The 11,992-nt window shown below is 64.4% G+C and carries 11 protein-coding genes; 4 read left to right on the top strand and 7 right to left on the bottom strand.

Features of this window, described 5'->3' with window-relative positions:
- The first annotated feature begins 26 nt into the window (after positions 1–26).
- The 4 genes from AC0SZ7_RS01230 to AC0SZ7_RS01215 are packed head-to-tail and all read left to right on the top strand — an operon-like array spanning position 27 to position 3,249.
- Positions 27–818 carry a MetQ/NlpA family ABC transporter substrate-binding protein gene (locus AC0SZ7_RS01230; protein ID WP_475502616.1) on the top strand — a complete coding sequence of 264 codons (792 nt, stop codon included), beginning with the start codon at positions 27–29 and terminating at the stop codon, positions 816–818.
- 2 nt (positions 819–820) lie between these two features.
- Positions 821–1,939, top strand: coding sequence for a methionine ABC transporter ATP-binding protein (locus tag AC0SZ7_RS01225; protein WP_475502615.1), 1,119 nt, complete (start codon positions 821–823; stop codon positions 1,937–1,939).
- Positions 1,929–2,573, top strand: coding sequence for a methionine ABC transporter permease (locus tag AC0SZ7_RS01220; protein WP_475502614.1), 645 nt, complete (start codon positions 1,929–1,931; stop codon positions 2,571–2,573). Before AC0SZ7_RS01225 ends, AC0SZ7_RS01220 begins: the two co-directional genes overlap by 11 nt.
- 40 nt (positions 2,574–2,613) lie before the next feature.
- The gene (locus AC0SZ7_RS01215; RefSeq protein WP_475502613.1) at positions 2,614–3,249 is read left to right on the top strand and encodes a class I SAM-dependent methyltransferase; all 636 of its coding nucleotides are present in this window, start codon (positions 2,614–2,616) and stop codon (positions 3,247–3,249) included.
- Between the two features lie 18 nt (positions 3,250–3,267).
- On the opposite strand, the gene AC0SZ7_RS01210 is transcribed toward AC0SZ7_RS01215, so the two are convergent.
- From AC0SZ7_RS01210 to AC0SZ7_RS01180, 7 genes are all read right to left on the bottom strand, one after another.
- Positions 3,268–6,318: an efflux RND transporter permease subunit gene (locus AC0SZ7_RS01210; RefSeq protein WP_475502612.1), complete on the bottom strand. Its 3,051-nt coding sequence runs from the start codon at positions 6,316–6,318 to the stop codon at positions 3,268–3,270.
- Entirely contained in the window at positions 6,315–7,385 is a 1,071-nt protein-coding gene (locus AC0SZ7_RS01205) for an efflux RND transporter periplasmic adaptor subunit (protein WP_475502611.1), read from the bottom strand. The genes AC0SZ7_RS01210 and AC0SZ7_RS01205 overlap by 4 nt, the downstream gene beginning before the upstream one ends.
- Entirely contained in the window at positions 7,382–8,473 is a 1,092-nt protein-coding gene (locus tag AC0SZ7_RS01200) for an efflux RND transporter periplasmic adaptor subunit (RefSeq protein ID WP_475502610.1), read from the bottom strand. Before AC0SZ7_RS01200 ends, AC0SZ7_RS01205 begins: the two co-directional genes overlap by 4 nt.
- Before the next feature lie 377 nt (positions 8,474–8,850).
- Complete coding sequence (locus tag AC0SZ7_RS01195) at positions 8,851–9,633, bottom strand: MetQ/NlpA family ABC transporter substrate-binding protein (RefSeq protein WP_475502609.1); 783 nt, start codon at positions 9,631–9,633, stop codon at positions 8,851–8,853.
- A 158-nt stretch (positions 9,634–9,791) separates the two neighbouring features.
- The gene (locus tag AC0SZ7_RS01190; protein ID WP_475502608.1) at positions 9,792–10,742 is read right to left on the bottom strand and encodes a sigma 54-interacting transcriptional regulator; all 951 of its coding nucleotides are present in this window, start codon (positions 10,740–10,742) and stop codon (positions 9,792–9,794) included.
- A gap of 57 nt (positions 10,743–10,799) precedes the next feature.
- Positions 10,800–11,381, bottom strand: a complete 582-nt coding sequence (locus AC0SZ7_RS01185; RefSeq protein WP_475502607.1) for an alpha/beta hydrolase — start codon at positions 11,379–11,381, stop codon at positions 10,800–10,802.
- Between the two features lie 208 nt (positions 11,382–11,589).
- On the bottom strand, positions 11,590–11,991 hold the full coding sequence (locus tag AC0SZ7_RS01180; protein ID WP_416421539.1) for an ExbD/TolR family protein: 402 nt from the start codon (positions 11,989–11,991) through the stop codon (positions 11,590–11,592).
- Between the last annotated feature and the right edge of the window lies 1 nt (position 11,992).

Genomic DNA, 11,992 nt, shown 5'->3' with positions numbered 1-11,992 from the left:
TCCAGATGAATTCCGGAAGGACTGACATGAAAAAACTCACCACCCTGCTGCTCACCCTTGGCCTGGCCACCGGCCTTGCCCACGCCGCCGACGCGCCGCTGAAAATCGGCACCACCGCCGCCTTCGCCATTCCGCTGGAAGCCGCCGTGGCCGAAGCCGACAAGCAAGGCCTGAAGGTAAAACTGGTGGAGTTCACCGACTGGATCGCGCCCAACGTCAGCCTGGCTGCCGGCGACATCGACGTGAACTATTTCCAGCACATCCCCTTCCTGGAAAACGCCAAGGCCGCCGCCGGCTTCGACCTGGTGCCCTACGCCCCCGGCATCATCAACAACGTCGGCCTGTACTCGAAGAAGTACAAAAGCCTCGACCAGTTGCCCGACGGCGCCACCGTGGCCATCGCCAACGACCCCATCAACAGTGGCCGCGGCCTGCAATTGCTGGCCAAGGCCAAGCTCATCAGCCTCAAGGACGGCGTGGGCTACAAGGCCACCGAAGACGACATCACCGCCAACCCCAAACACCTGAAAATCCTGCAGGTGGAAGCCGTGCAGCTGGTGCGTGCCTACGATGACGCCGACCTGGTGCAGGGCTACCCCGCCTACATCCGCCTGGCGAAAACCTTCGACGCCGAGTCGGCCCTGCTGTTCGACGGCGTCGACCACCCTGAGTACGTGATTCAGTTCGTGATCCAGCCCAAGGAAAAGGCCGACCCGCGCCTGGCGAAGTTCGTTGATATCTACCAGCACTCGCCGGTGGTCCGCGCCGCCCTGGACAAGACCTACGGCAAGCTGTACCAGACCGGTTGGGGAGGCTGACCATGAGCAGCGCCCAGCGCCTGTCCGAAACCCGCGCGCCCGCCAGCGCCGAGCGCACCCAGTTGCACCCGGAGCTGGCCAACGCCCACGTGCGCTTCATCGGCCTGGGCAAGACCTACCAGGGCCAGCATGGCCCGGTGCAAGCGCTGCAAGGCATTGACCTGAACATCCAGCGTGGCGAAATCTTCGGCATCATCGGCCGCAGCGGCGCCGGCAAGTCGTCGCTGATCCGCACCATCAACCGCCTGGAGCAACCCAGCGTCGGCCGCGTGCTGATCGACCAGGTGGACATAGGGGAATTCGACGAAGACCGCCTGGTGCAGCTGCGCCGGCGCATCGGCATGATCTTCCAGCACTTCAACCTGATGTCGGCCAAGACCGTGTGGCAGAACGTCGAACTGCCGCTGAAAGTGGCCGGCATGAGCCAGGCCGAGCGCCACCGCAAGGTCACCGAACTGCTGGACCTGGTAGGCCTGGCCGACAAGCACCATGTGTACCCGGCGCAGCTGTCGGGCGGGCAGAAGCAGCGGGTGGGCATCGCCCGCGCGCTGGTGCACGACCCGGCCATACTGCTGTGCGACGAGGCCACCTCGGCGCTGGACCCCGAGACCACCGAGTCGATCCTGGCGCTGCTGCGTGACATCAACCAGCACCTGGGCCTGACGGTGATCCTGATCACCCACGAGATGGCGGTGATCCGCGACATCTGCGACCGCGTGGTGGTGCTGGAGAACGGCCAGGTAGTGGAGCAAGGGCCAGTGTGGCAGGTGTTCGGCGACCCCCAGCATGCCGTCAGCAAAACTTTGCTGGCACCGCTGCAACACGGGCTGCCGGCCGAGTTGCAGGCGCGCATCCAGCAGCAGCCGGCCTCGCCTGCATCAGCGCTGGTGCTGGGCCTGCGCCTGAATGGCAGCGACGGTGAAGAGCCCGACTTGTCGGCGCTGTTCCACAGCCTGGGCGGCCGCGTCAGCTTGCTGCAGGGCGGCGTCGAACGCATTCAGGGCCGCGCCCTGGGGCAACTGGTGATTGCCGTGGCGCACTCGCCGCTGCCACGTGAACAACTGATAGAACGCGCGGCCTTGTGGGCCGACCGCGTGGAGGTGCTGGGCTATGTGGGCTGAACGGCTGTTGCAGGGCATTCTCGACACGCTGCTGATGGTCGGCGTTTCTTCGTTCATAGCCCTGGTACTGGGTATTCCGCTGGCGGTGATACTGGTCACCAGCAGCAAGGGCGGCATCTATGAGGCGCCGCACCTGAACCGGGTGCTGGGCGCGTTCGTCAACCTGTTCCGCTCGGTGCCGTTCCTGATTCTGATGGTGGCGCTGATCCCCTTCACCCGCCTGATCGTCGGCACCACCTACGGCGTGTGGGCCGCCGTGGTGCCGCTGACTATCGCCGCCACGCCGTTCTTCGCGCGCATCGCCGAAGTCAGCCTGCGCGAGGTCGACCACGGCCTGATCGAGGCCGCCCAGGCCATGGGCTGCCGCCGCTGGCACATCATCTGGCACGTGCTGCTGCCCGAAGCGCGGCCGGGCATAGTCGGCGGCTTCACCATTACCCTGGTGACCATGATCAACTCCTCGGCCATGGCCGGCGCCATCGGTGCCGGCGGCCTGGGCGACATTGCCTACCGCTACGGCTACCAGCGCTTCGACACGCAAATCATGCTCACGGTGATCGTGCTGCTGGTGGTGCTGGTGGCGTTCATCCAGTTTGGCGGTGATCGGCTGGCGAAGGTGTTGAACAAGCGCTGAGGTATCATCGCGCTTATCACCTTTTCCGTTGGCGACCGCGATGAAACTCGACCCGCAGGCCCTGCAACAGATCACCCAGACTACCCTGGGCAACTACAACCAGACCGCCGACAGCTTCCGCGAAGGCACCCGCGACCACGACGTCAGCCAGAACATCGACGCGCTGTTGCGCCACCTGCAGGTGCCGGCCCCGGCGCAGATCCTCGATTTTGGCTGCGGCCCGGGCCGCGACCTGCGCACCTTCACCCGCCTGGGCCATATCGCCACCGGCCTGGACGGCAGCGAGCGTTTCGCCGAAATGGCCCGCGCCGACAGCGGCTGCGAGGTGTGGCAACAAAACTTCCTGGCCCTGGACCTGCCCGCCGAACGTTTCGACGGCGTGTTCGCCAACGCCGTGCTGTTCCACATCCCCAGCCAGGAACTGCCACGGGTGCTGGGCCAACTGCACGCCACGCTGAAACCGGGCGGCGTGCTGTTCAGTTCCAACCCCCGCGGCAACAACCAGGAAGGCTGGAAAGGCCCGCGCTATGGCGCCTATCACGATTTGGAGAACTGGCAGCGAGTGCTGGCCGAGGCCGGCTTCGTGGAGCTCGAACACTACTACCGCCCCACAGGGTTGCCGCGTGAGCAGCAACCCTGGCTGGCCAGCGTGTGGCGCAAAACCCAACCCCTGTAGCAGCGGCCGCAGGCCGCGTCACGCCGCCTTCTTCGGCTCCTTGACCTTGTACCACGCCACATAAAGCGCCGGCAGGAACAGCAGCGTCAGCAGCGTGGCGCTGATGATGCCGCCGATCATGGCGTAGGCCATGGGGCCCCAGAACACTTCGCGGGCGATGGGGATCATGCCCAGGCTCGCTGCGGCGGCGGTCAGCAGGATGGGCCGGCGGCGGTGCTGGGTGGCTTCGACCACCGCGTCCCACGGGGCGTAGCCGTCCTGTTCGAAGATGTTGATCTGCGTAACCAGAATCACCGAGTTGCGGATGATGATGCCGATCAGCGCCAGAATGCCGAGGATGGCCACAAAGCCCATCGGCGTGCCCGTGGGCACCAGCGCCACCACCACGCCGATCAGCCCCAGCGGCGCGACGCTGGCCACCAGGAACATCTTCTGCACGCTGTGCAACTGGATCATCAGGAAGGTGGCCATCAGGAACAGCATCAGCGGCACCACCTTGGCAATCGGGCCCTGGGCCTTGCCGCTTTCTTCGACGGTACCGCCGGTGGCCACTTTGTAGCCAACCGGCAGGGTGCTGGCGAACTGGTCGATGGTGGGCTTGAGCTGGGTAACCAGGTCGGTGGGCTGGATCTGGTCGCGCACCGAGGCCTTGATGGTGATGGTGGGGTGGCGGTCGCGGCGCCATACCAACGGCTGCTCCAACTCGTAGCGCACGGTGGCGAACGCCAGCAACGGAATGGATACGCCGTTGGGCGTCACGATCTGCAGGTTCTGCAGGGTTTCCGGCGAGCCACGCTCGGCGTTCTCGGCACGCCCCACCACGTTGATCAGGTAGATATCATCGTTGACCTGGGTGACTGCGGTGCCGCTGACGATGGTGTTCATCAGCTTGGCCACGTCTTCCGAGGACAGCCCCAGCTGCCGTGCCTTGTCCTGGTTGATGTCGATGCGCAGCACCTTGCCCGGCTCGTTCCAGTCATAAATGATCTGGCCGATGTGCGGGTTCTGGTCCAGCAGCGTGGCCAGGTCGATGGCGTGCTTGCGCACCTGGTCGATGTCCTTGCCGCTGACCCGGTACTGAATCGGCCGCCCCACCGGGGGGCCCATTTCCAGGGTTTGCACGTAGCTGCCGATGCCCACGAAGTCGTCGCGCAGGCGTTGGCGCAGGCGGTCCATCAGCGCGGCGCGCTCTTCCAGGCCCTTGCTGACGATGACCAGCTGGGCGTAGTACGGGTTCTCCAGCTGCTGGTCCAGGGGCAGGTAGAAACGAATCGCGCCCTGGCCGATGTAGGTGCTCCAACGGGCAATGTCCGGGTCGTCCTTGAGCGTCGCTTCCAGCTTGTCCACCGCCTTGCGCGTTTCGTTGATGGACGAGTTCTGCGGCAGGTTCAGCTCCACCAGCACCTCGGGCCGGTCAGACGAGGGGAAGAACTGGTTCTGCACGAAGCGCATGCAGAACACCGACAACAGGAACAGCCCCACGGTAATCAGGATGGTCAGCCAGCGGTGGCGCATGGCCCACAGCAGGCCGCTGTTGAACACCCGGCCAATGCGCCCCGGGTCGTCGGAGTGCGGCTTCACGTTGGTGCTCAGAATGTGCACGCCCAGCACCGGCGCGAACAGCACCGCCACCACCCACGACACCAGCATGGCCACGGCGATCACCGCGAACAGGGTGAAGGTGTACTCACCCGCCGAGCTGGCGTTGAGGCCGATGGGCACGAAGCCCGCCACCGTCACCAGGGTGCCGGTGAGCATGGGAAACGCCGTGCTGGTGTAGGCGAACGTGGCCGCCTGCTCCTTGGTCTCGCCCATTTCCAGGCGCGTGACCATCATCTCCACGGTAATCATGGCGTCATCCACCAGCAGGCCCAGGGCGATGATCAGCGCGCCCAGGGAGATCCGTTGCATGGTGATGCCGCTGTACTCCATGAACACGAATACCATGGCCAGTACCAGCGGGATCGAGCAGGCCACCACCAAGCCGGCGCGCACGCCCAGGCTGATGAAGCTCACCACCAGCACGATGATCACCGCCTCGAACAGCGCGCTGGTGAAGCCGCCCACGGCCTCTTCCACCACCTGCGCCTGGTCGGAAACGTTGTGGATGCCAACCCCCACCGGCAGGTCGGCGGTGATCTCGGTAATGCGCTGGTGCAGCGCTTTACCAAACGACTGGATATTGCCGCCGTCGCGCATGGCGATGGCCAGGCCGATTGCCGGCTGGCCGTTGAAACGGAACATTGGCGTGGGCGGGTCGCTGTAGCCGCGCTGGATATCGGCGACATCGGCCAGGCGGTAGAAGCGGTCGTTGAGCCGCAGGTTCACTGCAGCCAGGTCTTTCTCGGAAGCGAACTGGCCGCTGGTGCGCACGGAAATGCGCTCGGGCCCCGCCTCGATCACGCCGGCCGGGGTCACCGCGTTCTGCGCCTGCAACGCCTGCACCACCTGGCGCTGGTCGATGCCCAGGGCTGCCAGTTTGCGCGTGGAGAAGTTCAGGTACAGCACCTCGTCCTGGGCGCCGATCATCTCGATCTTGCCCAGCCCCGGCACCTGGCGAATCTCGGCGCGGGCCTGCTCCACGTAGTCGCGCAGCTGGCGCATGCTCAGGCCGTCGGAGGTGAACGCATAGATGGAGCCGTATACGTCACCGAATTCGTCGTTGAACGCCGGGCCCTGGATGCCCTGGGGGAAGCTGCTGCGAATGTCGTCGATCTTCTTGCGCACCTGGTACCAGATCTGCGGAATGGCCTTGCCGCTGGTGGTGTCGCGCAGGTAGACGAATACCGTGGATTCGCCGGGGCGGGTGTAGCTTTTCACGTAGTCGAGGGAGTCCAGCTCTTCGAGCTTTTTCTCGATGCGGTCGGTGACCTGCAGCAGCGTTTCGTCCTGGGTGGCGCCCGGCCAGCGGGTCTGGATAACCATGGTCTTGATGGTGAAGCTGGGGTCTTCCTCGCGGCCCAGGTTGAGATAGGAAAACACCCCCATCAACAATGCCACGAACATCAGGTACCAGACGAAAGACTGGTGCTTGAGCGCCCAGTCGGACAAGTTGAAGCTTCCTTTCATTGCTTGCTGCCCTCGTCCACTTTGACCTTCTGCCCCGGTTTGAGACTGTTGACGCCGGCGCTGACCACGCGCTCGCCGGCTTTCACCCCGGCGCTGACAATGACCGAGTCCTGGCCACGGCTGAGTACGTGCACCGCTTGTGGCGCCACGGTGTGGTTCTGCATGTCGATGACCCAGATGCGCGATTGGCCCTCGGCCTCTTGAATGGCGCTGAGCGGCAACTCCACCTTGGGTTCGATGGCGGTGCTCAGGGTCACGCCGATGGCTGTGCCCAGGCGGAATGCCGCCGGCGTGTCGGCCAGGGTCAGGCGCGCGCGGCGGGTGCGCGTGGCACTGTCGGCCTGAGGTTCCAGCTCGCGCAGGGTGGCGGTGGTGGCGATGCTCGGTTCCAGTTGGTCGGCGACGCGGAAGGTCACCCCGGGCGGCAGCTGCTCGGCCAGCGATGACGGCAGGTCGATCACCGCCTCCTTGATATCGGGCCGCGCCAGGGTCACCACTTCCTGGCCAGCGCTGACCACCTGCCCGGCCTCGACGTTCCAGTGGGTGACCACGGCGTCGTGGTCCACGCGCAGTTCACTGTAGTTGAGCTGGTCCCTGGCCTGGCTGAGCGAGGCCTGGGCCTGGTCCAGCGAGGCCTTGGTGGTTTTCAGGTTGGTCTGCGCCACATCCAGTTGCGCCTGGGCGCCCACGCCACGGTCGAACAGCTCCTGCTGACGGCGTGCATCGGCCTGGGCGTTGATCCACTGCGCCTGCACCCGCGCCAGGTCGCCCTGGGTCGAGCGCACCTGGTTCTGCAGGTCGGTGGGGTCGAGCGTGGCCAACAGGTCGCCGGCCTTCACCTCGCTGCCCACGTCCACGGCCCGCCGGGCAATGCGCCCGGACACGCGAAAGCCCAGGGTGCTTTCGTAGCGCGCCTGGATAGTGCCGGCGAAGCGTCCCAGCTGCTCCATGTTCTGCGGGGTGATTTCCACTGACAGCACCGGGCGCACCGGTTCGGGCGGCGGTTCGTTCTTCGAGCAGCCCAACAGCGCCAGGCACAGGCCCAGCATGGCCAGCGAGCGGGTCATGGCTTGTCCTCGGCAGTGTCCTGGGAAGCGATTTCAACCTGCATGTCGGGGTGCAGCAGTTGCACCCCGGCCACCACGATTCTGTCGCCGCTCTGCAGGCCCTCGCCCACCACCACCTTGCCGGTGAGGTAGCGGGCGACCGTGACCTTCTTCAAGGTGACCTTGTTCTGCGCATCCACCCGCCACACGGCCGGGTCGCTGCCGTCCTTGGTCAGTGCCGACCACGGCAGCTCGATGCTGGGCTTGGCCGGCCCGCTGAGGGTGCCGCTGACCACCGAGCCCAGGTTCATGCCCTGCGGCAAGCCTGCCAGGGCCACTTTCACCTGCAGGGTACCGGTCTGTGCCGACACCGCGGGCGTCACTTCGCGCACCTTGCCGGTGGTTTTCACCTTGGGGTCTTCCACCAGGCTTACCGGTACCTGCTGGTCGGTGGGCGGCTGCACGAACAGTGATTCGTAGACGTTGAACACCGCATCGCGCTCGCCGTCGCGGGCCAGGCTGAAGATTGGCACGGTGGCCTGCACCACCTGCCCCACTTCGGCCTGGCGCGCAGTGATGATGCCTGGCGCGTCGGCGACAAGGTCGGTATAGCTCAGCTGCTCGCGGGCACTGGCCAGCTGCGCGTTGGCGGCGGCCAGGGCGCTTTGGCTGCTGCGCAGCGCGGCCTGGGCGGAATCGTATTCGCTCTGGCTGGTATAGCCCTTGGGCAACAGCTTCTGCTGGCGCACGAAGGCGGCCTGGGCCTGGGTGACGCGGGCCTGTTCGGCAAACACGGCGGCTTTCGCCGAGTCGACGTTGGTCTGCAGGTCCTTGGGGTCGAGTTGCGCCAGCACCTGGCGGGCGCTGATGCGGTCGCCCACGTCCACCATGCGCTTGATGATCTTGCCGCCCACGCGGAACGACAGCTGGGTTTGCACCCGCGCCTGAATGTCGCCGGTCAGGCTGACGGGCGCGGCAAAGTCGGTGCTTTGCACCGTCTGCACCCTCACCCTGGGCCGCTGCGGCTCCGCCGGCTTGCCCTGCCCACAACCGGCCAGGGTTGCCGCCAGGCAAACACCAACCACCCACCCCAACCTAAGAGCAGCCATGCAGGCTCCTTTGCGTGCGCTGTTTCACTCGAAATTATTGCGAGTTGTGAGGGTAGCTCAGGGTTCATCGTGTGGACAACTGCGATGTACGTGCGGCGATACGCTGGAAACTTGTGGGGGATTATTCGGGCGCTGCAAAAGTTTTTTCGCCACCACGGAATTTTTTTCGCACGGCCGTACTCGAAACTTTTCTGCCCGTGCCAAGGAAGACCAATAATGAATAACAATCCCGTGAAAAAGCTCGACCCCCAGGAAGTGATCAAATTGCTGGCGGCCCTGCGCCGTGCGGTCAAACCGCCGCGCTGACCCAGGCAATAAAAAACGCCGACGCTGTATAAGCCGTCGGCGTTTTTGTTTCAGTGCAGCTTCGCGGGCGATCAGAACGCCGGCAGTACCGCGCCGTTGTATTTCTTGGCGATGAATTCCTTCACTTCCGGGCTGGTCAGCGCCTTGGCCAGTTTCTGGATGGCGTCGCTGTCCTTGTTGTCCGGGCGCGCAACCAGGTAGTTCACGTAAGGCGAGTCGGCGCCTTCAATGACCAGTGCGTCCTTGGCCGGGTTCAGGCCAGCGTCCAGCGCGTAGTTGGTGTTGATCATGTCCAGGTCAACCTGGTCCAGGGCGCGTGGCAGCATGGCCGATTCCAGCTCCTTGAACTTCAGGTGCTTGGGGTTCTCGGCGATGTCTTTCGGGGTGGCCAGGGCGTTCTTCGGATCTTTCAGGGTGATCAGGCCGGCTTTCTGCAGCAGGATCAGGGCGCGGCCGCTGTTGCTGCCTTCGTTTGGAATGGCAACGGTAGCGCCGTCTTTAAGTTCGGACAGCGACTTGATCTTCTTCGAGTAGCCGCCGAAAGGTTCGACGTGCACGCCGACCACAGTCACCAGGTGGGTGCCTTTGCCGTCGTTGAAGTTCTTCAGGTATGGCAGGGTCTGGAAGTAGTTGGCGTCCAGACGCTTCTGGTCAACCTGCACGTTCGGCTGCACGTAGTCGGTGAACACCTTGATTTCCAGGTCCACGCCTTCTTTCGCCAGCACCGGTTTCACCAGTTCCAGGATTTCAGCGTGCGGGACTGGGGTAGCGGCAACCACCAGCTTCTCGTTGGCGTTGGCAACACCCATGGTCAGGGCGGCGGCCAGGGCAGTGAACAGCAGAGCCTTTTTCATGCAATGTCCTTGATCAATAAGGTGCCAGCTGCGTATTTGGCCGGCTTGGGGCGGACAATACCGATATTTTTTATACCAAGACAATATCTTTTATTTCACTGCTTATGCCTTTTTAATCATTTTCAGGCAAAAGGCCATGTCGGCGCCCCGTGCATGGTTCAGCCCTTGTGTTGCGCCACACGCAATGCGCTGCGTTCCAACACTGCCTTCAGGCCCTGAAGGGCCGAGCCAGAGCCTTCGCTTAGCAGTGCGTCAATCTGCCGCTCGATGTCGGCCAGCGGCTCGGCCACCACCGGCAGGTTCAGGTGCTCGGGCAGGATCTCGTCACCGCTGCTGACCAGCAAGGCAAAATGGATGATGTTTTCCAGTTCGCGGGTATTGCCCGGCCAGCTGTGCCGCTCCAGCAGCAGCTGGGCGCTCTCGCTGATCAGGGGCACCGGCAGGTTCAGGCGTACGCTGTAGATGCCAACAAAATATTCGGCCAGCGACAGGATATCGCCTGGGCGTTCACGCAGCGCCGGCAACACCAGGCGGCCTTCGCTGAGGTAGTGGTAAAGCCGCTCGTTGAACTTGCCGGCGGCCACGGCCTGGGCCAGGTCGATGCTGGTGGCAGCCACCAGGCGCACGTCCACGGGGCTGGGCTGCTGGGCGCCGACGCGGGTCACTTCGTGGTTTTCCAGTGCGGCAAGCAGCTTCAGCTGGATAGGCAGCGGCAGGTCGCCAATCTCATCCAGGTACAGGGTGCCGCCATTGGCCGAACCGAACCACCCTGCCCGGCTGCTGGCCGAGCCGCTGTAGGCGCCGGCGCTGTAGCCGAACAATTCGGCGTCGGCATACGTGGGGCTGATGGCGCCGCAGTTCACCGACACGAATAGCCCGGCGCGGTCACTGGCGCGGTGGATGTGCCGCGCCAGCAGCTCCTTGCCGGTGCCCGTTTCGCCGTGTATCAGCACCGGCAGGCTGCGCGGTGCCAGGCTTTCCAGCTCCTGGCGCAGCTGCCGCGAACGTGGGTCGACGAACACCAGCGCCTTGGCGCGGATGCTCAGCGGGCTTTTGTCGGCTTCGGGGAAGGTCAGCAGCGGCTGGCCGAAATGTTCAGGATGACTCATGGCAATACTCCCGCCCGGACAACATGGGCCCGGGCGTTTTATTCAAATAAGTGGCGGTCAGGCGCTACGCAGGGCGTGCGATTGCAGGCGGGTCTGCAGGCGGTACAGGTAGGCGAAGCCCTGCTCCCAGCGCTGGTGGCCGGACTTGACGTTGATGTGCCCGGCGCCCGCCAGGATGCCGGCCTCGGCGCCCCAGTCGCGGGCCATCTGCATGGCGCGCGGCACGCTCACCGCAGGGTCGTTGTCGGAACTGACTACCTGGCTTGGGAACGGCAGCAGGTGCTTGGGCACAGGGGCGAAATTGCGCAGCGCCGGCGAGCATGCCGGGCGCTCGACGTCGGCCGGTGCTACCAGCAACGCGCCCTGCACGCGGCGCAGCAACGCCCGCGGCGCCTGCGCGGCCCAGTGGGCCACGGTGATGCAGCCCAGGCTGTGGGCAATCAGGATCACCGGATCGGTGCTGGCACTGATGGCCTGGTCAAGGGCGGCCACCCAGTCCTGGCGTTGCGGCGCCAACCAGTCGGCCTGCTCTACCCGCGCGCTGTTGGGCAGGCTGTTGCACCAGTGGCTTTGCCAATGGTCCTGGGGTGAACCTTGCCAGCCCGGCACAATCAGGTAGCGGATCGACTCGTTGCGCATGGTATACGCCTCCTGCATCGTTTGCGTTGAGGTCAGTATAGGGGCGGGTCATATATTCGTTAAGGAATAAGAAGCTATTTGTTAATAACTTATAACGATATAACTGTGCGGTGATTGCGGACGCGGCCTGTGGCCGCTGCTACGGGGGAGGCGCAAAAAAAAGGGCCGCCCCCTGCCTGAGGAGCGACCCAAGAAACCTCTGCAATCTTTACCGCTTGGTAATCACCGACAACTTGGTAATGCCCGCCTTTTCAATCGACGCCATGGCCCCCGCCACCTTGCCGTAGCCCACGCCGTCATCGGCCTGCAACTGCACGCGCAAATCCGGGTTCTTGGCCTTGGCCGCTTCCAGGTTCGATTCAAGCAGGTCGGGTTGCACCTCATCCTTGTTGATGAAGAACTTGCCGCCACCGTCGATGCTCACCACCAACGGGTCTTTCTGCTCGACCGGCGCCACGGAGTCGGTCTTGGGCAGGTTGATCGGGATCGAGTTGGTGAGCAGCGGCGCGGTGACGATGAACACCACCAGCAGCACCAGCATCACGTCCACCAGCGGCGTGACGTTGATCTCGCTCAGTACCTCATCACTGTCCTGGGTAGAGAAGGCCATA

The sequence above is a fragment of the Pseudomonas sp. JC1203 genome (assembly GCF_056175065.1).
The sequence above is the reverse complement of the archived record's forward strand: the minus strand, read 5'-3'. Positions and strand labels throughout refer to the sequence as shown.